At 65.7% G+C, this 19,973-nt stretch carries 31 protein-coding genes and 1 tRNA gene; 24 read left to right on the forward strand and 8 right to left on the reverse strand.

Annotated elements, in window-relative coordinates:
- Positions 1–191: 191 nt before the first annotated feature.
- A complete protein-coding gene (locus AC1DJW_RS03010; protein ID WP_476900658.1) occupies positions 192–2,612 on the reverse strand; it encodes a type IA DNA topoisomerase in 2,421 nt (806 codons plus the stop codon).
- Positions 2,613–2,849: 237 nt separating this feature from the next.
- Here AC1DJW_RS03010 and AC1DJW_RS03015 point away from each other — a divergent pair, with 237 nt between their 5' ends.
- Positions 2,850–3,341 (forward strand): hypothetical protein, encoded by a 492-nt coding sequence (locus AC1DJW_RS03015; RefSeq protein WP_056387674.1) that lies wholly within the window; start codon positions 2,850–2,852, stop codon positions 3,339–3,341.
- A 48-nt stretch (positions 3,342–3,389) separates the two neighbouring features.
- Here AC1DJW_RS03015 and AC1DJW_RS03020 read toward each other — a convergent pair whose 3' ends face one another.
- From AC1DJW_RS03020 to AC1DJW_RS03035, 4 genes are all read right to left on the reverse strand, one after another.
- Complete coding sequence (locus AC1DJW_RS03020) at positions 3,390–3,887, reverse strand: hypothetical protein (RefSeq protein ID WP_476900659.1); 498 nt, start codon at positions 3,885–3,887, stop codon at positions 3,390–3,392.
- A gap of 129 nt (positions 3,888–4,016) precedes the next feature.
- The gene (locus AC1DJW_RS03025; RefSeq protein WP_476900660.1) at positions 4,017–4,646 is read right to left on the reverse strand and encodes a hypothetical protein; all 630 of its coding nucleotides are present in this window, start codon (positions 4,644–4,646) and stop codon (positions 4,017–4,019) included.
- The gene (locus tag AC1DJW_RS03030) at positions 4,643–5,680 is read right to left on the reverse strand and encodes a hypothetical protein (RefSeq protein WP_476900661.1); all 1,038 of its coding nucleotides are present in this window, start codon (positions 5,678–5,680) and stop codon (positions 4,643–4,645) included. Before AC1DJW_RS03030 ends, AC1DJW_RS03025 begins: the two co-directional genes overlap by 4 nt.
- A complete protein-coding gene (locus tag AC1DJW_RS03035) occupies positions 5,677–6,087 on the reverse strand; it encodes a hypothetical protein (protein WP_056387660.1) in 411 nt (136 codons plus the stop codon). The genes AC1DJW_RS03030 and AC1DJW_RS03035 overlap by 4 nt, the downstream gene beginning before the upstream one ends.
- A gap of 381 nt (positions 6,088–6,468) precedes the next feature.
- Here AC1DJW_RS03035 and AC1DJW_RS03040 point away from each other — a divergent pair, with 381 nt between their 5' ends.
- The 3 genes from AC1DJW_RS03040 to AC1DJW_RS03050 are packed head-to-tail and all read left to right on the forward strand — an operon-like array spanning position 6,469 to position 8,452.
- A complete protein-coding gene (locus AC1DJW_RS03040; RefSeq protein ID WP_235009458.1) occupies positions 6,469–6,945 on the forward strand; it encodes a LexA family protein in 477 nt (158 codons plus the stop codon).
- A gap of 15 nt (positions 6,946–6,960) precedes the next feature.
- A complete protein-coding gene (locus AC1DJW_RS03045) occupies positions 6,961–8,265 on the forward strand; it encodes a Y-family DNA polymerase (RefSeq protein ID WP_476900716.1) in 1,305 nt (434 codons plus the stop codon).
- Between the two features lie 43 nt (positions 8,266–8,308).
- Entirely contained in the window at positions 8,309–8,452 is a 144-nt protein-coding gene (locus tag AC1DJW_RS03050; protein WP_476900662.1) for a hypothetical protein, read from the forward strand.
- 51 nt (positions 8,453–8,503) lie between these two features.
- On the opposite strand, the gene AC1DJW_RS03055 is transcribed toward AC1DJW_RS03050, so the two are convergent.
- Positions 8,504–9,109 carry a mismatch-specific DNA-glycosylase gene (locus AC1DJW_RS03055; RefSeq protein WP_476900663.1) on the reverse strand — a complete coding sequence of 202 codons (606 nt, stop codon included), beginning with the start codon at positions 9,107–9,109 and terminating at the stop codon, positions 8,504–8,506.
- A 242-nt stretch (positions 9,110–9,351) separates the two neighbouring features.
- Between AC1DJW_RS03055 and AC1DJW_RS03060 the strand changes: the two genes are divergently transcribed.
- Positions 9,352–9,939: a hypothetical protein gene (locus AC1DJW_RS03060; protein WP_476900664.1), complete on the forward strand. Its 588-nt coding sequence runs from the start codon at positions 9,352–9,354 to the stop codon at positions 9,937–9,939.
- Positions 9,940–10,034: 95 nt separating this feature from the next.
- On the opposite strand, the gene AC1DJW_RS03065 is transcribed toward AC1DJW_RS03060, so the two are convergent.
- A complete protein-coding gene (locus tag AC1DJW_RS03065; RefSeq protein WP_476900665.1) occupies positions 10,035–10,883 on the reverse strand; it encodes a hypothetical protein in 849 nt (282 codons plus the stop codon).
- A 324-nt stretch (positions 10,884–11,207) separates the two neighbouring features.
- Here AC1DJW_RS03065 and AC1DJW_RS03070 point away from each other — a divergent pair, with 324 nt between their 5' ends.
- The 17 genes from AC1DJW_RS03070 (at position 11,208) to AC1DJW_RS03150 (ending at position 18,802) form a co-directional block, all read left to right on the forward strand.
- Positions 11,208–11,858: a homing endonuclease associated repeat-containing protein gene (locus AC1DJW_RS03070; RefSeq protein WP_476900666.1), complete on the forward strand. Its 651-nt coding sequence runs from the start codon at positions 11,208–11,210 to the stop codon at positions 11,856–11,858.
- Positions 11,859–11,931: 73 nt separating this feature from the next.
- Positions 11,932–12,243, forward strand: a complete 312-nt coding sequence (locus AC1DJW_RS03075; RefSeq protein ID WP_056387641.1) for a hypothetical protein — start codon at positions 11,932–11,934, stop codon at positions 12,241–12,243.
- A gap of 86 nt (positions 12,244–12,329) precedes the next feature.
- Positions 12,330–12,617 carry a hypothetical protein gene (locus AC1DJW_RS03080; protein ID WP_476900667.1) on the forward strand — a complete coding sequence of 96 codons (288 nt, stop codon included), beginning with the start codon at positions 12,330–12,332 and terminating at the stop codon, positions 12,615–12,617.
- Positions 12,618–12,818: 201 nt separating this feature from the next.
- On the forward strand, positions 12,819–13,163 hold the full coding sequence (locus tag AC1DJW_RS03085; RefSeq protein ID WP_476900668.1) for a hypothetical protein: 345 nt from the start codon (positions 12,819–12,821) through the stop codon (positions 13,161–13,163).
- Positions 13,139–13,378 carry a hypothetical protein gene (locus AC1DJW_RS03090; protein ID WP_476900669.1) on the forward strand — a complete coding sequence of 80 codons (240 nt, stop codon included), beginning with the start codon at positions 13,139–13,141 and terminating at the stop codon, positions 13,376–13,378. Before AC1DJW_RS03085 ends, AC1DJW_RS03090 begins: the two co-directional genes overlap by 25 nt.
- Positions 13,379–13,397: 19 nt before the next feature.
- A complete protein-coding gene (locus AC1DJW_RS03095) occupies positions 13,398–13,661 on the forward strand; it encodes a hypothetical protein (RefSeq protein ID WP_476900670.1) in 264 nt (87 codons plus the stop codon).
- A gap of 242 nt (positions 13,662–13,903) precedes the next feature.
- Positions 13,904–14,395 carry a single-stranded DNA-binding protein gene (locus AC1DJW_RS03100; RefSeq protein ID WP_021473537.1) on the forward strand — a complete coding sequence of 164 codons (492 nt, stop codon included), beginning with the start codon at positions 13,904–13,906 and terminating at the stop codon, positions 14,393–14,395.
- 174 nt (positions 14,396–14,569) lie between these two features.
- On the forward strand, positions 14,570–14,833 hold the full coding sequence (locus tag AC1DJW_RS03105) for a hypothetical protein (RefSeq protein WP_476900671.1): 264 nt from the start codon (positions 14,570–14,572) through the stop codon (positions 14,831–14,833).
- Positions 14,830–15,060 carry a hypothetical protein gene (locus AC1DJW_RS03110; RefSeq protein ID WP_476900672.1) on the forward strand — a complete coding sequence of 77 codons (231 nt, stop codon included), beginning with the start codon at positions 14,830–14,832 and terminating at the stop codon, positions 15,058–15,060. The genes AC1DJW_RS03105 and AC1DJW_RS03110 overlap by 4 nt, the downstream gene beginning before the upstream one ends.
- A 110-nt stretch (positions 15,061–15,170) precedes the next feature.
- Entirely contained in the window at positions 15,171–15,530 is a 360-nt protein-coding gene (locus AC1DJW_RS03115; protein WP_476900673.1) for a hypothetical protein, read from the forward strand.
- 39 nt (positions 15,531–15,569) lie between these two features.
- Positions 15,570–15,971, forward strand: a complete 402-nt coding sequence (locus tag AC1DJW_RS03120) for a hypothetical protein (protein WP_476900674.1) — start codon at positions 15,570–15,572, stop codon at positions 15,969–15,971.
- A gap of 65 nt (positions 15,972–16,036) precedes the next feature.
- Positions 16,037–16,182: transfer RNA gene (locus AC1DJW_RS03125), tRNA-OTHER, on the forward strand.
- A 62-nt stretch (positions 16,183–16,244) separates the two neighbouring features.
- Positions 16,245–16,550, forward strand: a complete 306-nt coding sequence (locus AC1DJW_RS03130) for a hypothetical protein (RefSeq protein WP_476900675.1) — start codon at positions 16,245–16,247, stop codon at positions 16,548–16,550.
- Positions 16,551–16,577: 27 nt separating this feature from the next.
- Entirely contained in the window at positions 16,578–16,880 is a 303-nt protein-coding gene (locus AC1DJW_RS03135; protein ID WP_142938842.1) for a hypothetical protein, read from the forward strand.
- A gap of 163 nt (positions 16,881–17,043) precedes the next feature.
- Positions 17,044–17,691 (forward strand): thermonuclease family protein, encoded by a 648-nt coding sequence (locus AC1DJW_RS03140; RefSeq protein WP_476900676.1) that lies wholly within the window; start codon positions 17,044–17,046, stop codon positions 17,689–17,691.
- A gap of 37 nt (positions 17,692–17,728) precedes the next feature.
- Positions 17,729–18,067, forward strand: coding sequence for a hypothetical protein (locus AC1DJW_RS03145; protein WP_071416399.1), 339 nt, complete (start codon positions 17,729–17,731; stop codon positions 18,065–18,067).
- Between the two features lie 141 nt (positions 18,068–18,208).
- The gene (locus AC1DJW_RS03150; RefSeq protein ID WP_476900677.1) at positions 18,209–18,802 is read left to right on the forward strand and encodes a hypothetical protein; all 594 of its coding nucleotides are present in this window, start codon (positions 18,209–18,211) and stop codon (positions 18,800–18,802) included.
- Between the two features lie 61 nt (positions 18,803–18,863).
- On the opposite strand, the gene AC1DJW_RS03155 is transcribed toward AC1DJW_RS03150, so the two are convergent.
- The gene (locus tag AC1DJW_RS03155; RefSeq protein ID WP_056387604.1) at positions 18,864–19,085 is read right to left on the reverse strand and encodes a hypothetical protein; all 222 of its coding nucleotides are present in this window, start codon (positions 19,083–19,085) and stop codon (positions 18,864–18,866) included.
- A gap of 252 nt (positions 19,086–19,337) precedes the next feature.
- Here AC1DJW_RS03155 and AC1DJW_RS03160 point away from each other — a divergent pair, with 252 nt between their 5' ends.
- The gene (locus AC1DJW_RS03160) at positions 19,338–19,577 is read left to right on the forward strand and encodes a hypothetical protein (protein WP_476900678.1); all 240 of its coding nucleotides are present in this window, start codon (positions 19,338–19,340) and stop codon (positions 19,575–19,577) included.
- A gap of 67 nt (positions 19,578–19,644) precedes the next feature.
- On the forward strand, positions 19,645–19,959 hold the full coding sequence (locus tag AC1DJW_RS03165; protein ID WP_476900679.1) for a hypothetical protein: 315 nt from the start codon (positions 19,645–19,647) through the stop codon (positions 19,957–19,959).
- Positions 19,960–19,973 lie beyond the last annotated feature (14 nt).

The raw sequence follows: 19,973 nt of genomic DNA on the forward strand, positions 1-19,973 counted from the left end.
GGATACATGACTACTCTACCTTAGATAGACCTATCGAATTGAGCGTGACTGACGCAAGAATGGCACCGCCCAACGGACTCGGACGTGCGATCCGATGCCGTCGGGCGGTGCCGTGGCGTGCTGATGTACGTGGACGGGCAGTCTATCGGACTGACCTCCGAATAATCATTCAGGAACGAGTCTGCGCAACCTCAGCCGAAGGAGGGGACGAGCTTCCTCTTGCCGCCCTCGTCCTTCCAGGCCAAGGTCGCGTCGAACTTCTTTCCCTTGCTCGAGGTGAAGCCCGTACCCTTGATCGTCTTGCCCGCGGCCAGTGCCGCGAGCTGATCGTCGGTGAAGGCAACCCCGCACCAGCTCTTCGGCGGGGAGTCCAGGGAGGCTTCGAAGTCAGGCACGATCTTCTTACCCTCACCCTTCTTCTCCTCGCGGAAGAAGACCTTGCACTGGAAGCGGTTACCCTTCTTTGAGACGAAGTCGCTGGACTCGACGCCCTCGCCAGCCATGAGGCGGTCGATCTCCTCGGGCGTAAAGGTGTAGTGGCACCAGGACGCCGGCGGCAGCGCGTTGCCGCTGGCGTCGCGGCGGCCGAAGCCGAGCTTCTGGAACCCGACGAACTTCCGGCCCTTGAAGGTGCCCTCGTCAAGCTCGCCGAAGACCTCGTAGGCCTTGCCCGTGGTGCTCTTCGCCGAAAACTCGATCGTCTCCCCGGCCAGCAGCCGGGCGACCTCGTCGTCGGTGAAGCGGTGGCCGCCCCACTCACGCGCGAACACCACATCCTTGCCCGTCTTGGCCCAGGTGCCCTGCACCCGCTCCTTCCGGGTGACGGCCTCCTCCTTGAGCCCCAGTGCGGAGCGCATCGTCGCGGCGTTCTTCTGCATGGTCGCGATGTCCTCGCGCACCCAGTCGGCCACGACCGCGAGGCGCTCCTCTGCGCTCGGGCCGGTGCCCGCGGCAATCTCCTTCATATCGGCATAGACCTTCTCGGTCAGCGCCAGATCACCGATCCGGGTCCCCGGCAGGAGCCGCCAGCTCATGTCCCCGGCCTCGGCGAGGGTGAGCTTGCGGCCCTTCTCCAACAGCAGCGGGTACTTCGTCTTCGTCGAGGTCACCTCGGAGTACGTCGAGGTCCGGGTGGCACCGGTGCCCACGTCGCGCTTCTCCAGCTGCTTCATCAGCCACTTCATGCTCGGGTGCTCGGGGCGCTTGTTCGCACCCTCGAAGACGAAGGGCTCAGCGTTGGTGCCCAGGCCCTTGGCCGATTCGTTCTCGTCGCCCTCGGCGGTGTCGTCGCCGGCGTCCGGATCGAACACCGCCTTCCAGCCTGCCGACAGCGGGACGTTGGCGATGCCCACGAAGTCCGGGTAGTCCTTGACGTGGCCCTTCTGCTGCTCATAGATGTAGTCCTCGGCGATCATCGCCAGGTAGTTCTTGCCCAGCGTCTCGTAGATCAGGCGGCCGGCCTTGCCGAAGCGCTGCTCGACTTCATCCAGTGAAGCGGGCACCTTCGGGCCCGGCCGGTTCGCACCGTGCGCGCCCTGGGGCTTGACGTGCGTCTTGCGCGGCTGGCGGTGTGTCAGGAGCTTCACGTCCACACCCACGACCCCGGCAATCTTGTCCACCAGAGGCGCGAGCTCGTCGAACTGCTCGGGCGTGATCGTCACGTCGGCAGTGCGCGGGTAGCTGACGGCCTGGGCCTCGTACATGGACTGGTAGGTCGAAAGCACCAGCTGGGCCTTGATCCCCTTGCCCACCAGGAGCGAGGACAGTGCGGCCAGGTCCAGCAGCTTCGGTGGCGCGGTCTGCTTCGCCGCCTTGCCGTCGAGCACGACGGGGGAGGGGCCGTACTGGTTCGGCACCTGGTCCTTCTGGTCGAACCGCGGCTCCTCCGAGTTCGTGTACATCACGTCGTTCTCGTCACGGAACCGGTTCTGGAAGAACGGCTTCTTGACGTAGTCGTTGTACGCCTTCAGTTGGTCGCCGACGAGCTTGACCATCGCCGACTTCAACCGGCCCTGGCGCAGCACCGTGTCCTGCCCGGACTGGCGCGCCATGTTCGTGGCGATGCGGGTGAACTGCATCGAGAGCAGGTCGAACTGTGAGCGGTAACGCGCCTTGCGGTACTCGTCGAAGTCCAAGAGCGACGGAATGACCTTGCGCGCGGCGAAGGCCTTCTGCAGCGAGGCCGGAGCCTCATCAGTGAAGTACATGCGCGACCACTTGCCCGGCTTCAGCCCCAACTCGAGGAAGGCATTGACCGCGATCATGCCGCCCTCGCCCGTGGGGTCGACGTCGGTGGCGATCACGATCTCGTCGCACTTGCCCAGGGTCCGCTTCACGTCCTGGGCGACAGAGCTCGCGTTCTTGATCACCTCCAGCCTCCAGTCCAGCTGCTGAGGATCCCAGGGCAGGTTGCCCAGGTCCCAGGTCCGGTACTTCCCGGCAACGTCCGGATCCGCCACCATCCGGTGCGGATCGACGAACTCGTACAGGTGCCCCCGGGCGTGGGCGATGACGAACTGCTCCCCGTTGTACGTGCCGTTCATGCCGCCGAGGGCTGCAGCGAAGTGCCGCGCCGCGCTCGGCTTCTCGGTGAGGATCCCGACAACCATCATGACTCCCTTTCGTCGGTGACTCATAAACCAATCGACTCATAATTCAGTCACAAGCCTATCGATAGAATGAGTCGAATGGCGAGTCTAAGCGAGTCGTACAGCGAGTCGAATGGGAGCGGCGAGACCCGCGCCGGCACGCCGGTCAGAGAGGGCCTGGATCATTCACGGCGACCCCGGATCGAGGTAACGTCTATAGAGTCGCCACCCGCTCACGCCCGACCCAGGAGCACGAATCCCATGGCCCTCGACCACGCTTTCCTGCGCACACCACAGGACTTCAGCAGCATGCTCATCGAGATGCAGGAGGGCAGCTGGCCGCCGGACGAGGCAGACATAATCCGTATCGCCCAAGGGTGCTCGATGCTGATCGAGTGCATCGATGCCTGGGAGAGCGCCACGCACGGCAAGAACGTCTTCGACGTCGCCCGCGGAGAGATCTGCACGGCCGACGTACGGCGGCTCCTCGCCCAGGAGGTCTCACTGAGCTATGAGGGCGACGTCGCGGTGCTGCTGGTGCCGCCTGCGGACGAACGTGTGCGCGTGGAGATCCGCGCCGACGTCGACGAATACCAGGGCCTGCTGCGCCGTCCGGAGATGGTCCTGGATTGGGAGCAGGATGGTAAGCAGCACGAGCACTACATCTCACTCAAGCCCAAGGGCGCGCACTGGTACATGCTGTCGCAGCTGCGCGACGACATGAAGGAAGGCCGGCTCACCGTCCGGTCCTAGCTCCGCCTCAGCCGCGCCAGAGCTCGAGTCTCCCCCTGAAAAAGAAAATCAGCCCGCGCCTGGCGGCAACGGGCTGATCGTGATGGACATAAAGTAGCAAGGATGGCTGTCCATGCCTCGCTGATGCTGAACGGCGCTGATCACCGTCCGGAGGTCGGCAGCGGCCTTCAGGACCTTCCCGAGCGTCTTCAGGTTCTCCGGATGGTCTACACCGGACTCCAGCTCCCTGATCCGGATCGGACGGACCCCGGCGACCTCAGCGACCTGCTTGTGGGAGGCCTTCCCCCGGAGGCTGACCAACAGGTCCGGCAGGTCCTCGTCAAGGTCCTCGAACATGCGGAACTTCTCGGCGGTCCCCATGCGGGTATGACCCAGGTGCCAGTGGCCACAGTGTCCACAGCTGTACGAGCTCATCGAGGGATCCTCGCTGAGCCGGTGCGGGATCTCGTCCTCGCTGCGGTAGCGGCGCTTGAAGACCTTCTTCCCTTCGCGCATGGTCGTGCACTCCCGCGGGGCGTCCTCGGCCCGGGAGGCGGGGTTCGCCATCCCCGCGCACCGCGGAGCGCAGTACAGCCCGAGCAGCACCGGGTCCTGGGGACGCAGCCCCAGACTCCTGCCACACCCCTTGCACCGCTGTCTCTTCGGGAACAGCACCTCAGCCACGCCCGGCCTCCTTCATTTCTGCGTTGCCGGGCCGGTCGTCGCGGCCCTCCTCCGCCTTCTTCCTGGCGCGCCTCTCGCGTGCCGCGCCCGGATCCGGGCGCGGTAATCGGGGTCATCGCGGTACCTCTGCCGCTGCCGCTGCTTCTTGCGCTCGGCCCGCTGCGGGTCCGCGGCGATGTACCTGGCGCTGGCAGCAGCCTGGTCGGCCCGGAACTGCTGGTCCTGGCGGTACCGGCGGGAGTGGTCGCGCTTGCAGGGACGGCACACCCAGGTGCCGTCCTTTGGCCCAGTAGCCGTTGTCGGCGTCCATCGTGTGCCCGCGGGCACAGGTACGGCTGCCCGGCCGGCGCAGCGGCTTGGCCCCCCCTTCTGCATGTGCCCGGGGTTTACGCAGGCACCGCGACCACAGGCCATCCGCAGGATCTCGTCCTGCGTCAGGGACCCGAGCCCGAGCTCCTGCTGCAGGGCCTCCCAGGCGTATCGGCGCGGCGTGACTGAGGACCGGCCGTTCGACAGGCCGAAGCGGCCCGAAGCGGTCCAGACCCAGCAGCCTGTGCCGTCGAGCCTGCCCGCCTCCTTGTCGACCTTCTCCCAGAACCGCTCGGCGTCGGTCGCTGTACTCCTGTGCGTGGCGGTGCTCACCGGATCGGCCGCCCTTCCCGCTCGCGCTCGAGCTTCGCCTGCTTCTTCGTCGCCTCCCGCACCCGGTCCCGGACGAAGACCGCGTCCTTGTGGGTGATCGGAGCCTCGTGGACATTGTGCGAGCCGCGCAGGAAGTTGCTCGTGCGGTCCGCGATCGAGTACGCGAGTGCCTGCTCGATCGCCGCGCTGGTCTCCTTTACCTCACCCAGCTGCCCGTGCAGCGCGGCCAGGCCCTGGGTCTGCTCACGGCCCATCTGCTCCAGGGCTTCCATGCGCGCCGCGATGCTGCCCAGCAGCGGATCACGGGAGCGGAACAGCTGCGCCGCGCGCCGGGTGGCAGCATCGGTCGCCAGTCCAAGGTCGAGCTGGGCCAGCAGAAAGGCCGTGACCAGGCTTGCCTGGCTCAACCGCTCGGTGAACTCGCGGGCTGCCGTGTCGCCGACACCGAGCTCACGGACGGCCGCTGAGCGCAGCTGCTCCCGCAGCGCGCCGACGATGGCCTCGGGCAGGGCCCGGACGGCAGGCTGGCTCTTCACGCCGTCGAGCCGGAAGCCGCTCTGTGGCAACGACTCGCTGCCCTCGTCCCCTCCGCCGGAGCCGCCCCTGGCCGCCGCAGACTGCACGGCCTCCTGTTGGTCGGTGTGCTGGAGCGGGACGGGCGGGAGGAGGTTGGCATCTTCCGGCGGCGGCACCGGGAGGGCCGCGGGGTGCGCTTCGGCGTCCGCGTCGTCGTGCACCTGCGGCGTCGCTTCTGTGTCCACGGCGACGGCGTCGCTCTGGGCCGGGGGAGTGACGCTGCCTGCTCCCGAGCCTCCCCGCTGGCCGGCACCGGTGTCCCGGTCATGGTTCTCGGCGCTCTGCTGCGGGGCCTCATCCTTCTCCGGCGTGTCCTGCTCCGGCTCCGCCGGCTGCGCACGTTCCTGGGCCCGCTTCAGGCCCTCGCTCCCGCCGGTCCGGTACGCATCGAGGAAGGACGTGTCGACGTCCATCAGCTCGTCGGTGGACGGCATGATCTCGTTCAGCCCCTGGCTCACGTCAGCTCCCCGTTCTCCTCGTCCAGCAGATAGTTGTCGCCCCTGGTCAGCCCGAGCAGGGAATCGAAGCCCATGGTCACGACCCGCTCGAGGTTGGCGTTGTTCGTCGAAAGCGCCTTGAGCTCGTCGACGACCTGGTTGATGCGTGCGGTGAGCAGATCAGGGATGTCGAAGTCGAGATTCTCGCGCCGGATCTTCTCGGCGATCGCCTCGGCGTAGTACTCGTTGGCTGAGGGGTAGCCGCGCCGCTGCGCCCAGTACTCCGCCCGCTGCTTCTCGTCCGAGGACAGGCGGGTAAAGACCCGCTCCCTGCGGTCGCTGCCGTTCTGGTCGGTGCTCGGTCCACCGGACCTGGTCGCAGCCCGCGCAGCGGGAGGCGCAGCCTTCGGCTCGTCGACGACGGTCATGTCTCACCTCTCCTGTCATATTCGACTGATGTACGAGTTCATTCTAACGTCATTCAATTGTCTGTCACGAATGATTGAGCAATGACTTGTGACAGACCTTTCGGAGAGGTCGGGCAGAGAGGTAGAGTCATCTGCGTCACCCGGTCAGCGCCTGATCGCGTGTCCCAGGCGGCCTCGGTTCCTCGACCCCAAGGCCGGGGCCGCTGGACGTTGGTTCGCACCTCCCGTTCATGGGGAAAAGAGAAGGCCCCGACGCGCATGAAGCGCACCGGGGCCTTTATTCCTGGCTGCCGTCCCAGAGCCCAGGCCTGTCCAGTCCGCCCGGCATTTTGCTCCACGTTGCGTGCCGTTCCCGCCCGGGCGTACGATTCCATCGAACATATGTTCGAAAAGGAAGTGGACATGCAGGCCTCGCAGCCAGAACCGTTGGCGCTCGACGAGCCGCTGATACTCCCGTTTGCGCCGGAAGCCGTCGCCTGCGGCTTCCCCAGCCCTGCAGAGGGATATTGGTCCGGGGACCTTGATCTTGTCCAGCACCTGGTCCGGGACCCAACCTGCACATTCGTCTGGCGTGCAGCCGGCCATTCCATGACCGGAGCCGGAATCAATGACGGCGACCTGCTGCTCGTGGACCGGGGGATCGATCCCGTTCCGGGCAAGATCGTGATCGCCGTCGTTGACGGCGAATACACCGTCAAGCGGCTGGACGTCATCCAAGGACGTACCGTTCTCGTGGCAGAGAACCTCGACTATGCGGATATCGTTCTCCACGAACACACGGAGATGTCTGTCTGGGGTGTGGTCACATGGATTCTGTCTCCTGCGAAAATCAAACGTGGTGTCAGACCCCGCCTATAGTCTCCAGCCGTGGCAATGACGACTCTGACCCCAGCACCCGATCAAATCGCTCTCGTAGACTGCGTCTCCTTTTACGCCAACGCGGAGCGTGTCTTCGACCCCACGCTGCATGACCGGCCGACCCTTGTCCTCTCGAACAATGACGGCTGTGTGGTTGCCGCGTGCCCGCTGGTGAAGGAACTCGATCCTGACATCATGGGCAAGCCGTGGTTCAAGATCCGCGGCTGGTGCCAGGCCAAGGGCGTCGAAGCCAGGTCATCAAACTATGAGCTCTATGGCTCGCTGAGTGCACGGGTTGCCACCATTCTGGGCCGCTTCAGTGCGTGGCAGGAAGTGTATTCGATCGATGAAAGCTGGCTAAAGCCGCGGGGCGCTCCTGAAGAACTCGAATCACGAGGACAGGAGATCCGACGGACTGTCCTCCAGCTGACCGGCATTCCTGTCCGCGTCGCGATCGGTCCCACGAAGACCCTCGCCAAGGTAGCGGCTCTCGGCATCAAGAAAAACCCCGCTTTCAATGGAGTTCTCGATCTCCGGCGGTTTTCGGACGAGCAGCTTGACCGGATCCTTGACTCCCTCCATGTGACTGACCTCTGGGGCGTCGCCGGGCGTAACGGCAAGCGCCTGGCTGCGCTCGGCATCCACACGGCCAGAGAACTGCGCGACGCTGATGCCAAATGGCTCCGTAAACGGTTCTCCGTCGTCATGGAAAGAACCGTCCTGGAGCTGCGCGGGCAAAAATGCATCGAGCTGGAGACCCAGCCGCCGGCTGCCAAGGACCAGCTGATCTATTCCAGGAGCTTTTCGCGCAAGCTTACGGACCCTGACGAGATGCATCAGGTTCTGTCGATCTACGCCCAGCGGGTCTCAGCACGTCTTCGGGCCCAGGGGTCCGTCGCCGGCGTGCTCTCGGTGTGGGCTTCGACCGGCTGGGCCGACGAAGGAACCGTCCCGCATTCAGCCCACCGGGCTGTTCCGCTGGCTATGCCGACCGATGACCCGATCGCGCTTACGAAAGCTGCCAGTGCGATCCTGCCTGATCTGTTTCCGACCCACGGCATTCGCTACGCCCGTGCAGGAGTTGTGCTCACGGGACTGCGCGCGGGTGACGGCGTTCAGTTCTTACCTGTGTTCCAATCCGAATTCGAAGATCGGGGAGTAGGGAAGGTACTTGACGAGATCACGAGAAAGCTCGGCGCGCAGGCTGTGGGTGTGGGCCTGGGCGGCATGAAGACCCCGCCGGCGTGGGAGATGAAGCGCGCCATGCTCTCGAAGCGCTGCACGACGCATTGGGATGAGCTGCCGGTCGCTGTGGCCTGACGAATGACGCATGAGCCCTATGCTCAGAACCATGGAAGTTGAATTGACTATTGAAAATGCCCAGGGTGAAATGACCCACGTCACCGCCACAGGGGCGGACTACGACACCGCACTGGCCGCCGCCCAGGCAAAAATCCCGGAAGAATCCCGGGCAATCGCCATCCGCGTCCCGGACCGAGAGATGTAACCAGCCCAAATAGCGACAAGGGACACGCAGCAAGGCACGGCCCCTGATCCACTACTGCCGATCAGTTTCTCCAACCCGCACGTCGCCGAGAACACCGATGTGTGCGGCGAGATGGGAAGCGCTGACAAGCTGGCCCATCTCCAGCCAATAGTCGATGGCCGCACGCCTCGCACCGGCACTGTCCTTGCACAACCGCGCGTCCCTTACTTGAGGAGAGCTGCCAGGTGCCACAAAAACGCGGCTCTCGCCCATCTTCCATTCCTGTACCCCAAAACCGTCGCACCTATGCCCGTTGAAGCGCGCGTGCTTCTTGGCGTGCTCCGCCCCATTGAAGACCACCCATGCCGGAGTCAAAGGTAGTACACGATCCAGGAATCCCTGATGGTCGTAGGCAATGCCTCTGTTGTTCCCTTGAGCCACCGTCTTGTTCAGGTCTGTAACACCAACCCCGTACTCGAGGAGTTGGAGTTCATCCTTCGGGCGGAGGATCACGTCAGTGAGCCCAGCAAGGAACAGTCGCCGCCAAAACGAGTTCTGAATATTGGAGTAATAGTGCCCCTCCCGGGCGCTCACATTCCCGACTGCCGTGCCAACAACGACGACGTGAAGCCCCGGGGCGAGGATGTCAGATAGAACGTGCTCGGACCTGTCAGGCATAGCTACTCCTCAGATAGTGGAACAGACGTCGCCGTGAGATTTCCAAGGAAGTCCACGCCCGTGTTGAGGAATCACGGCTTATATTGAGCGACGCAAGTAGCCAAATTATGCGCTTGAAATGAGACCCAAGACCAGACAATCGCTCTCACCGTGGCGTGGGCCTTCTATGTCATACGTGCATGCAAAGCTGAAACATCACCGACGGACCATTTCCGTCGGGCCAGCACAGCACGAGGGGGATCATGACTGACATTTTTATTTCCGAGCCCAAATTCTGGTGGCGCGCCGACGCCGGGCAGATCCGTAAATTCGTACCCGTCGATCCCGATGTCGAGGACGGGCGTCAACGCTGGGACGATCGCGAGCAGATTCGCTGGGGCCTCGTGACACAAGCTGTCATCAAGGTCTCCCAGGCACTGGCCGCCAGCGAGTGGGAGCGGGACGAAGAAGACGAAGGAGCCCACGGACTGGTCCGGATCGACACTGAGGACCTGACCGCCCAGGAGAAGAAGATCGTCCAAAAGTGGTTCAGCATGGATGAACCCGTGCGCATGGATCCCTGGTTCGAACCACTGCAGAACGGCCGGCACCGCCTGTGGTCGACGCTGGACTTCTTCGGCAGTGAACCAGTTCCGATCAAGGGTGACGCCCTCGGCTATGCCAACCCGGCGGACACTGAGGTACTTGGGCAGAACTGGCAGCAGCTCTTCGTGATGAACGTCCAGGATCTCGCCGCCGTGGACTGGTTCGACACCGCTGACCCCGTCAATATCCGTTTTACCAACGCACTGAGGACTGCGGCGGGCGGACATTTCCCGGCATCGTGCTGATCCGGCTGACCCAATGAAAAGAGATCACCCCAGGAAGCATCAGCTTCCCGGGGTGCATTGTTTTCCGACCGGCCTGGCGCAGGTTTTGATGCCCGTCAGGCCTTCCTGCCCTTCGTTGTCGCACTGGCCGTGCAGTCCACGAGTGCCGAGGTGAAGTCCTTCGACTTCCAGATCTTCTTGTCCTCCTCATTCGGCAGGAAGTCCGAGATCGAGCCGGCCCCTATTGGTGCGCCGCCGGCGAGGAAGCGCAGCGTCTCCTGCGAGAACCCCGCCTGGAAGACGACGCCCGCCAGGCACTCGCCTGAGGCTGCGTATGTCTTCTTCTGATCCTCGTTCAGCGCATAGGAGGAGAACGTCGAAACCAGCCCCACGGTCAGCTGCGAGGAGGAATTGATGCTCGTGCCCTGCGGCACCGGGAACTTCGGCGTGAGATCCGGCTGCCGGGCCTGGGGGAGCTCCTGTCCCTGCTTCGGCGGCGCGTAGACCTGATCCTTGCCGTCCTTGCTGGTCGTGGCACCCGGGGCAGCGGTCGGCGGGATCACCGCGTCGACGCAAGCGTCGAACTTGTCGCGCAGCTCGGGGGAGAGCATGATCGCGGCGTCCATCGCGCTGACCTCGCGCAGGCCATTTGCCACCGCGGCGATGTCGTCGCTGCCCTTGCCCACGATGTAGGCCTGCGCGGCGTCCGAGAGCTTCTTGTCCTGGGCGGCGCGGACCAGGCACGCGCCGCCGTCGGTGCTCTTGGCCCCGGTGCCCTTGAACACGAGCCGGTCCAGCGCCTTGCCGAGGTCCTCGCTGGTCACCTTCGCCGCGCTGGTACTCGGGCTCGGCGACGGCTGCGCCGTCTCTGAGCCGGCGGAGCATCCGGCGAGCAGGCTGCCCAGCGCCGCCAGTGCGGCGGCGGACAATGCCGCCTTCCTCGTCATCGGGGTCTTCATCGCCATGGCCTCTCCTGTCGGGTCGATGTCTGCGCCGGATGGCACAGAGCCCGCATCCGACTGGTCTTCCAGTACATCTTATCCGATAGGCCAATCGAATGGTCTATTGGATGATGCGCGAAGAGCGACATAAAAGACGGCTGACAGAAGGTCTGCGCCAGGCCCTGGCAATGTCTGGTATCGCCAAGGGGCAGCTGGGCTGGGAGGGATCAACGGAGTTGATCCGGACGGGTGCTCGACGCGTCCCGAGCGCGTCACCCGGTCCCTGGGTGGGCCGGGTCGGGACGGCTTGCCGCGCCCGGACGACGCCGAGCGAGAGAGGGACTGCCAATGACCCGGACGACTGTGCCGACGGACCTGATGCCGCGCTGCCAGATCGCAGACCCGCAGGTGCAGGAGCACCTGCCGTGCCAGCACCACGAGAGCGGCGGCGTGCAGTGCGAGAACCCCGATCCGCACACGGACGATCACTGGATCTCGGAGCACACAATTTCCCACGCGCTGGCCGGAAACGGCTACGCCTGCACGGCGTTCGACCCCGCAGAGCCGGCCCGAGCCTTCCAAGGGCCTGTCCAGACCTACACCGAACAGCAGATGGTCGACGCGCTCCTGCGCTGCGCCGCGGACCGGGACAGCCTCCCGCGCAACGACTACATCCGCCGCAGACACGACGACGAACCATCCGCGCCGCTGCTGGAGCGCCGGTTCGGCTCCTGGAATGCAGCCCTGGAGAGAGCGGGCCTGAACACCACCGAGCAGCCGCTGCACTTCCAGGGCGCGACCACGAAGTGGACCGAGGAGATGATCCTCGACGCCCTGCGCGAGTGCTGGATCAAGACCGGCTCCATCGCCGTGCTCGCCTACGAGGCCTGGCGCACCGGCGGCACCGACGGCATTTGCCGGACCCATGTCCCGCCGGCGGCCACCATCCGGTTCCGGATGGGCAGCTGGTCGCGGGCCACGCAGCTCGCCGTGGGATGAGCCGGCGGCCCTGACGCGGGTGGCTGCCATCCCGCTCATCCCACTGACCGCACACAGACCGAAGGACTCCATCATGACGATCGCCCGCCCCCTCCATGACGTCATCGACGACGCACGGCCGTCGGACGCCATCGCACAGCAGATCCAACTGCAGGCCGCCGCTGCGCTCCTGCCCGAACAGGAGTGGTGCGGCGGCTGCACCCCCGGGGACGATCCGGTGCCCGATGTCGAGGGCGGCATCCCTGGCATGCCGCAGGACGTCGTCCTGCGTACGACAGAGCCGCTGCCGCTGCCCGCGGCCTGGAAGGCCGCCTGGGGCCCGGCCCCGCTCTACGACATCGCGTACCTCGCCTGTGGGCACACCGTTGCCCGCCGGGCCTCCTGACCCGGGGCAGGGATGCAGCGACGCAGCGCAGCTGCGCCGGGGGACTCATCGACTGAACCATCGACCAGCGAAGGAGCGTCCCGCTCATGCCCATGACACCACTGCAGAGCTGGGCCCTCATCGTGCTCCTCGCCGTCTTTGTGCTCGGGCTCATCTGCCTCTACGCCGAGGCCGAGGCTGCGCTCCGGCGCAGACATACAGACAAGGCGGCAGCACAGCAGCCGCAGGCCGAGGAGGCAAACAGCTCACTCGTTCCCATTCCTGTACCCACCGCCCGCCCGACCCTTCGTCTCATCCAGGGGCAGGGCCAGGGCTCCGCGAGGTCCCGTCGCGGTCCCGCCGAGGTCTACGACTGGGCCCGCCGGGGAATCTAAAGAGACTCCTTCCGGCTCCCTGGCCTCCTGCGGGGCTGGGTCAAGACTTCATGCGGCCCACCGCCGCACCACGAACAGCCCCGGGCCGTCGCGAGAAGCGCCGGACACACCGTTCCTGCCGCAGCCCGGCAACGAAGCCACGGCGGCCCGGGGTCAACAACCATTCACCTGCCCGTGCAGGCATCGAAAGCGAGAAGAACCATGGACCAGACCATCGCACCGCCCGTCATCAAGCACAGCGTCGCCGTCGACTTCGGCGTCATCGAGCTCACGGGCACCCTGCAGCACGCCGACGCCCAGCGCAGCCTCGTACTCCTGACCGAGGAGGCCCCCGAGCGCATCTCGGTGAACCTCGAGGCATATGGCCTCGTAGCCGGCCCGGGGCGAGTGTTCATCAAGGACTGGTCGGAACACACTGGCTTGGCCGAGCGCCTGCAGGAGGCGGGGCTCGTGCGCATCATGCGCTCCGTGACCGTCGGCCCGTTCGCCTCCACCGCCCACGAAGTCGAGGTGACGCTCCGATGGCCGCGGACACCCATGCGCTGAGCATCCTGAAGCTGAGCACCGGCCACCTCGAGAAGATCGAACAGCTCCAGGGACGGATGCTCGCCCTCGGCGAGGAACAGCTGGAGGTCGCGCGCCGCCAGCTCGAGGCCCAGGACCCGCAGAACGTCCTGGCCTGGCTGCAGCTGCAGCAGGCCCAAGGACAAGCACCCGAGCCGACGCTCGTGGACCTGGTCCGCCGACGGCTGCGGGTCTGAAGCAGACAGGAGGAACACGATGGACAACGTCATCGAGAGCGCCGGTGTATTCATCGCCACTCTGGCCTTCATGATCTGCGTTGCGTGGATGGGCTGGTCGCTGTTCCGGCGGCGGTTCCCGAAGCGGGACGTGCGGGTCGCGTATTTGGAGGAGGACTACCGGCGGGCCTGCGCGAGTGGCGACGTCGCCGCGGCCGACCAGATCGAAGCTGAGCTCTGGGATCTCCGGGCAGCACCGGGCTGGCCGGGGACCGGGAGGACCGGGTTCGATCAGCACAGCTGATGCGGGACCCGTAATGCAGGACAGGGCAAGGCCATCTGGGATCAACGCAGTTGATCCGGAAGGAGCACTTAGGAGCGCTCGATCAGCACAGCTGATCCGAGTCTTCATTCGAAAGATCATCGTCTGATCAGCACAGCTGATCCGGATGGGGGTCTGAGAGACAACCGAACACTTCAACTCACCATCACGCGCGGAGCAGGGACACTGCCCGCGCGTTTCGTGCACAACGAGGAGAAACACTCATGTCGAACCCCCGCAACTCCGCCACCGTCATCGGCCGCCTGACCAAGGACCCGGTTGTCTTCAACAACCAGGACGGCTCCAAGAAGGTCGCCTTCACCCTGATGGCCGACCACAACTACACCGACAGCCAGGGCAACCGCGGCGCTGACGCTGTGCCGGTCGAGGCTTTCGTGCGCGCGACCACCAACGGCATCGGCCCGTTCGCGAGCATCCACAAGGGTGACCTCGTGGCCGTGAACCTCAAGCTGCGCCAGGACCGCTACACCAAGAACGGCGTCGAGGTCTTCGAGCTCAAGGCAGTCGTCGAGGACATCACGTTCCTCGAGCCCCGCTCGGTGACCCAGGCCCGCGTGAACGAGCGCGTCGCTGCCGCCGAGGCGCAGAACCAGGCCCTGCAGACCCAGCCGGCTCCGGCTCCCGTCGCAGCCGCCGCCGCACCGCAGCCGGCCGTCGCCAGCGCCGTCCACAGCGAGGAACTGCCCTTCTCCTGAGAAGCGCACCCCGCAGCAAGCACAGCCCACAACTGAATAACAACCGAATAGGCGGGTCACGCACGCCGGCGGTCCCCGTTCGAGGAGCCTCGCGCTGCTCGGATGGGGATTTGCTTTCGCTGGCCACTATCCTGCCCTGCCCCCACTTCATCAGCCGAGAGAAGGAGTTCCGCCATGCAGATCGTCGCCGACGCGACCATCGAGGCCACCGATCATGACCATGCCCTGCGCGCAGGGCTTACCGACCTCGTCGGCTCGGCGATCACCGACCACCCCGGACCGGATGTCGAGGCCATGGTCGACGACGTCGTCACCGCCGTCATCCAGAAGCTGCGCCTGCACGCCAGCCAGGTCTTCGTCGCCGATCACGGCGGCACCCGCCCCGTAGAGCGCTTCCGCACCGTCACCGGGCGGATGGACCTGGACGATCCGGAATGAGCCTGGTCGTCCAGCTCGAGCCCGCTGCCGAGGTCCAGCCGGCTGCCGGGCTTCCCGCAGCGGCGCGGATCCTTGCCGAGGCGTATCCCCGGATCGTCGACTTCGACCCCAGCGGGATGACGATGGAAGAAGTGCACTACTTCCTCGGTGAGTCGGCTGCCGTCGCCTTCTTCCAGTTCCTGGTCCTCACCAGACGGAGCAAGGCCGCGGTCGGGATCCGGCGCTGAAAACTTCCGTGCAGAGCGGTTCGATCCCGCAGCACGCTGGTTGATCATCAGCGTGCGCCAGTGGACAACTGCACGGACCGGCCACGGAACGGGTTCGATTCCCCAGCGTTGTGGCTGATCCCCGCAGCGCGTCCCTGGAGATCTCCGTGGCTCCGGCCTACCAGCGCCCCGCGCGTCCTGTTCTGCCTTCCGGCAGCAGCGGCGTAGCGGGGCGCTGTCTTTTCGTTCAGGTTTCGTTCCTGGGCGGTGCGGAGGGGATCGGCGCAGCCGATCCGGATCTGACGACGAAGGACCACGTCCCCGTCCTGCCCACACTTCACTGGAGGTCCGCGATGTCTGGTCTTAGCTGCCCCAACGATGGCTCGCCGATGGAGTCCGACGCTCCCGCCACGGCCCGCGAACGGGCCGGCCGGAGCGGTTGCGCCTGCACCCACACCTGCCCGGAGTGCGGCTACTCCGAGATCCGCTAATCACCGCCCATCGACCGAGGAGGGGCCATGTCGACCTCCGTGCAGCACCGTCATCACCGCAACCACGACCACACCCTCACCGGCTTCCTGTCCGCCGTCGCACCGGTCTGCCAGGAGCTGAACGCCGCCGACGACGCCGACGAGCTCGAGCGCCACGTCGGCTGGGTCTCGCACTCGTGCGAGCCGGACTACCAGGTGCTCGTCGAGCTGATCGGCCCCGCGCCGGGCCTCGCCCTGCAGCTGGTCATCGACCTGGACATCGACTCGACGGTCGCCTCCGCGCAGATCGTCGGCACGGCCGATGACGAGTCGTTCACGACGGACGTCGAGGTCGGAGTCCGGTTCCTGTCCCATCTCGTCGAGCACCACCTCGCGCCAGCGGCCAGGCCGTGCGACGGCTGCACGGCTCCGGACTCCCTGCGGGCACCGACCTGGAAGTGAGTAGCGAACGGCTCCTCGTCCCTTTCCTCACAACCCTCGCCGGCTCCTTCCCGGAACCGGCCCACGGCGCTCTAGCTCAGCGGCAGAGCACTCGGCGTTCTGACTGCCCGCGGTTCGATTCCGCATCACTCCCTGGTCGGGCAGACCCAGGCAACAGGCCCGTTGCAGGGCGACGCACGAGAGGTCACGGGTTCGATCCCCGTGAGCGCCACAGACCCAGGGTCGTACAGGCCCGCGCGATCCATCAGCTGCACCAGCCAGGAGGGCACTGCCATGACCGACACCATCACCCCCGCCTTCCTCGACATCGTCAAAGACGGCGGTCCTGCGGTCCAGGAGGCTCTGTTGCGCTCGACCGAGCGCCACCGCATCCTCGGCGGCAAGAGCGCCCGGATGCTGCGCCGGGGCGACCGGGTCGCGCTGCGCGACCTGAACCCCGATCTGGATGGCGGCACAGCCGTCGTCGAGCAGGTGCGGCCCTCGGTGGGCAGCACTGTCCACGTCCTCACCGTCGGCGGTGAGGCCCATCTCGTCCGCGGCTCGCGGCTCGCGCCTCGTGCTCGTCGCCCGCGGACCTGAACAACCCTGACCAGCAAGGAAACCGCCATGTACACCGGACCCATCAGCAACGGCATGCTGCTCGGCATGACGCACAAGGGACGCAGCGCATTGATCCGCGAGCTCAGCCCGGACGTGCGCCGCAAGCTCGCACACATCGCCTCGCTCGGTGCCGAACAGGAGACCAGGAAAGCCGCAGAGCACTTCGACGCTGGCCGGCGTGTCTGGGCCGGTACCAGGCTCGACCACGCCCAGTCACTGAGCCGGCTCGCTGCTGAGCTCACGGGCGAGCCCGACGGCGTCTTCATCGTCGAACCCATCGACTCCGGATCCGTCGCGGCAGGCAACTGATCTCTCTCACTGGACCCCTGGCACCGAGCGCATCGCTCAGGGCCGGGGGTCCTGTCTTTCTCTTTCCGGAACAGCCAGCACAGCTGGCTCGGGCGTGCCCGTGGAGAAACTCGCCTGCCACCCCGGCCAGAGCGCCCGACGACCACTCCAGCAAGGAACCCCCATGAAGCGCACCCCCTCCGGATCTGTCATCGGCGGCCTCATCGCCGCCGTGCTCTGTATCGTCACGCTGACCGGCTGCGAGGACCTGCCGAAGGCCCCCGGCGTCCCGGGTACGCCGTCCACCAGCACTGCGGCAGCCCAGGACCCGGGACAGGTGTCCTCTGGCAAACCGGCGAGCGTGGAGACCAAAGTCATCCGTGTCATCGACGGCGACACCGTCGCCGTGCTGCCGGTGGCCGGCCTGCTCGAGGCGACCGACAAGCATATCGGAATCCCCGAGCACACAGTCAGGCTCCTGGGCATCGACGCGCCCGAAATGAACTATCACAAGGATGCCGAGCCCGAGTGCGGCGCTAGGGCCGCCACTGATCATCTTGGCGGCATCCTGCCGCAGGGCATGCCAGTGACCATCGAGTTCGACCCCGGGGCAGACAGAACTGACCGTTATGGCCGTTCTCTCGCCTACGTCATCACACCGGCCCACAACGACGCCGCGCGACAGGAGGTCACCGACGGCTACGCCATGCCCTGGTTCCCCAAGGGCGAGCCGGAGCCCCAGCGGATCCCCGAGTACCGCACGGCGGCTGACAACGCCGTGGCACTGCATGCCGGTGCGCACTCACAGTGCTCCTCCATCGGCCGCGGCTGAGCTGCTGCACTTACAGACTACGAACCAGGAGAACCACATGCCCATCCCTACAGCACCCTCTGAGCTGGACGAACTCCAGGTCGGCGACAAGGTCCTCGTCAAGAGGGTCCTCGACCACCCCGCCTGGATGAAGCAGGTCCCGTGCGATCCCCGCAATGGCTCCACCACGAAGTACGTCCGCGACCCGCAGGTCGTGGAGGAGCTGGGGGTGAGCAGCGTAATGGACCGCCGGGCGGTACCCGCGATCGCAGCTGCCGGCAACTGGCCGGGACGTGAGGCGCACACGCTGGTCCGCCTCCCCAACGGCTTCTGGTACGACTGCGCCACCGGCCTGCAGGACGGGTCCGGATCCACGCGCATCGAACGCATGCACTGAGCCTGAACAGAGCCCGGCACGGGGGAGAGCCCCTGGTGCCGGGCTCGTCTCTTTCCTGGCGGCTCGTCAGATCGGCACAGCCGATCCGGATCTGGACTCGAAGGAGACACCCGCTCCTTCCCGACCAGAAGGAGCAGCAAGATGAGCAACGACGACCACAAGTGCAGCCTGGCCCAGCTGGAGCGGGCGCTCGAGGTGCTCGACGGCAAGCTGAAGTGCCTGGGGCTGAACGCCCCGGTGCAGATCCGTGCGATCGGCGGCTTCGCCCTCATGAAGTACGGCATCCGTGCTGCGGACCGGGCATTCACCGTCGACATCGACAGCGTCACCGGCGATTTCGCGCCAGAGGTCACGGCGGCCATCCATGAGGTGGCCGACGAAATGAACCTGGAGCGCGACTGGATCAACAACGACAACGTGATGGACGGCGACGACGCTGAGCTCGTGGCCTCGATATACCAGGCGCGCTGGATCGACGACGACACAGCGTACGAGTGCATCAGGCTTCAGCTGGCCAGTATCCCCACGCTGACCCGCGCCAAGATCATCGCCGCGGACACCGCGGAGTTCTCCGGCCGTGCACAGGACCTGCCGGATCTCCTGGAATTGCTCCGATTCCAGGGCATCACCACCGCTGCCCGGTTCGATGCTGCTTACCCGGATCCCTACGACGAATACCCCGCCGCCCGCGAGGCCGTGCACGAGCACTTCGCTGCGGACAGGACGTTCGCCTGAAGAAGACCCCACCGTCAGAGCGCGTGCTCCGGCGGTGGGGTCTCTTTTTTGTGTCCGTGGTTTACTGCTGGCCGGAATCTTCGGAGTTACCTCCGTCGTCGATGTCCTTCAGCCGCTGTTCCAGCCGGGTTGCGTGGGCCTCTTTGACTTTCCGGTAAACCTTGACGCCACCTGCAATGACCAGACCTGCAGCCGCCAAGACCCCCGCGGCGATCAGGTCCTCTGTACGGGCATCCTGCTTGCCTGCGTGGTAGCCCTTGCCATAGACCGCGCTTCCCGCCACGAATCTCTCCCTTTGTTGAATTTTGAACTCCGCCGAAAGCCCTATCCCAGGGTGCGTGGAGGGGTTGTGCCGATGCTGCGGATCATCCGCGCTTTGCCGGCGCGGGGTTGGAACCTTCTTGTTGTTCTTCTTCATCTTCGATTCTCAGGTGCAGCCAGTGGTGGTGACAGCGGAGCTGTCACGGAGGAGTCATCGACGAAGGACGGCCTGCAGTGCAACGCCGTGCCCCACAGGATTCCGAGGAGAACCGCCATGAGCACCATCGCCGCACCCATGCAGGACGCGCTGCCGTTCGACTTCGGCTCTGATGTGCTGGTCGTCAGCGCGCCCGTCTACGACGAGCAGGCCCCCCGGGCCGACCGCGAACTGTGCCAGCGCTACGTCACCGCATGGTGCGGCACGGCGTTCACGGCGGACGGCACACGGGCAGAACGCGCCGAGACCACCTTCGCGGACTTCCAGGCGGCCGCCCGCCGTCTGGCAGAGGGCTGAGGAACCAGCGCAGCTGATCCAGGTCCGGCATCGAACAAACGACTTCATCAAACAAGAGGGGATCACCGTGTCCACTGCCACCACTTCCGAGCCCGACCTCGACGCTGAAGCTCAACGCGTTGCCGCCGTCCACCGGCTCGCCACGAGCAAGGCCTTCTACCCGGAGCTGCGGCGCGCCGAGGCTCAGGCCCGGGTCCAGCTCGCCGCCGCCGTCATAGCAATGGACGAGGTCGAGGACCGCATCGCCGCCGGCGAGAAGATCCACTCACTCTACGAGCAGGCTGCAATCGAACGGGCCAAAGACGCCTACGCCCAGGCACTGGCTGATCTCATCCGCGGCGAGTCCAGCGTTGAGGCTGACCCGTCGACTCCCAACCCATGAACCAGGAGCACTGA

The sequence above is a fragment of the Arthrobacter sp. 05L417 genome (assembly GCF_056397865.1).

Excerpts from the sequence above, each read along its gene's own strand:
- AC1DJW_RS03080 (WP_476900667.1), top strand. The coding sequence starts at position 12,330 with ATGCCCATGACACCACTGCAGAGCTGGGCCCTCATCGTGCTCCTCGCC.
- AC1DJW_RS03130 (WP_476900675.1), top strand. The coding sequence starts at position 16,245 with ATGACCGACACCATCACCCCCGCCTTCCTCGACATCGTCAAAGACGGC.
- AC1DJW_RS03135 (WP_142938842.1), top strand. The coding sequence starts at position 16,578 with ATGTACACCGGACCCATCAGCAACGGCATGCTGCTCGGCATGACGCAC.
- AC1DJW_RS03035 (WP_056387660.1), bottom strand. The coding sequence starts at position 6,087 with ATGACCGTCGTCGACGAGCCGAAGGCTGCGCCTCCCGCTGCGCGGGCT.
- AC1DJW_RS03150 (WP_476900677.1), top strand. The coding sequence starts at position 18,209 with ATGAGCAACGACGACCACAAGTGCAGCCTGGCCCAGCTGGAGCGGGCG.
- AC1DJW_RS03060 (WP_476900664.1), top strand. The coding sequence starts at position 9,352 with ATGACTGACATTTTTATTTCCGAGCCCAAATTCTGGTGGCGCGCCGAC.
- AC1DJW_RS03140 (WP_476900676.1), top strand. The coding sequence starts at position 17,044 with ATGAAGCGCACCCCCTCCGGATCTGTCATCGGCGGCCTCATCGCCGCC.
- AC1DJW_RS03075 (WP_056387641.1), top strand. The coding sequence starts at position 11,932 with ATGACGATCGCCCGCCCCCTCCATGACGTCATCGACGACGCACGGCCG.
- AC1DJW_RS03110 (WP_476900672.1), top strand. The coding sequence starts at position 14,830 with ATGAGCCTGGTCGTCCAGCTCGAGCCCGCTGCCGAGGTCCAGCCGGCT.
- AC1DJW_RS03085 (WP_476900668.1), top strand. The coding sequence starts at position 12,819 with ATGGACCAGACCATCGCACCGCCCGTCATCAAGCACAGCGTCGCCGTC.
- AC1DJW_RS03070 (WP_476900666.1), top strand. The coding sequence starts at position 11,208 with ATGACCCGGACGACTGTGCCGACGGACCTGATGCCGCGCTGCCAGATC.
- AC1DJW_RS03090 (WP_476900669.1), top strand. The coding sequence starts at position 13,139 with ATGGCCGCGGACACCCATGCGCTGAGCATCCTGAAGCTGAGCACCGGC.
- AC1DJW_RS03095 (WP_476900670.1), top strand. The coding sequence starts at position 13,398 with ATGGACAACGTCATCGAGAGCGCCGGTGTATTCATCGCCACTCTGGCC.
- AC1DJW_RS03055 (WP_476900663.1), bottom strand. The coding sequence starts at position 9,109 with ATGCCTGACAGGTCCGAGCACGTTCTATCTGACATCCTCGCCCCGGGG.
- AC1DJW_RS03045 (WP_476900716.1), top strand. The coding sequence starts at position 6,961 with ATGACGACTCTGACCCCAGCACCCGATCAAATCGCTCTCGTAGACTGC.
- AC1DJW_RS03020 (WP_476900659.1), bottom strand. The coding sequence starts at position 3,887 with ATGGCGAACCCCGCCTCCCGGGCCGAGGACGCCCCGCGGGAGTGCACG.
- AC1DJW_RS03010 (WP_476900658.1), bottom strand. The coding sequence starts at position 2,612 with ATGATGGTTGTCGGGATCCTCACCGAGAAGCCGAGCGCGGCGCGGCAC.
- AC1DJW_RS03015 (WP_056387674.1), top strand. The coding sequence starts at position 2,850 with ATGGCCCTCGACCACGCTTTCCTGCGCACACCACAGGACTTCAGCAGC.
- AC1DJW_RS03100 (WP_021473537.1), top strand. The coding sequence starts at position 13,904 with ATGTCGAACCCCCGCAACTCCGCCACCGTCATCGGCCGCCTGACCAAG.
- AC1DJW_RS03065 (WP_476900665.1), bottom strand. The coding sequence starts at position 10,883 with ATGGCGATGAAGACCCCGATGACGAGGAAGGCGGCATTGTCCGCCGCC.
- AC1DJW_RS03160 (WP_476900678.1), top strand. The coding sequence starts at position 19,338 with ATGAGCACCATCGCCGCACCCATGCAGGACGCGCTGCCGTTCGACTTC.
- AC1DJW_RS03040 (WP_235009458.1), top strand. The coding sequence starts at position 6,469 with ATGTTCGAAAAGGAAGTGGACATGCAGGCCTCGCAGCCAGAACCGTTG.
- AC1DJW_RS03145 (WP_071416399.1), top strand. The coding sequence starts at position 17,729 with ATGCCCATCCCTACAGCACCCTCTGAGCTGGACGAACTCCAGGTCGGC.
- AC1DJW_RS03105 (WP_476900671.1), top strand. The coding sequence starts at position 14,570 with ATGCAGATCGTCGCCGACGCGACCATCGAGGCCACCGATCATGACCAT.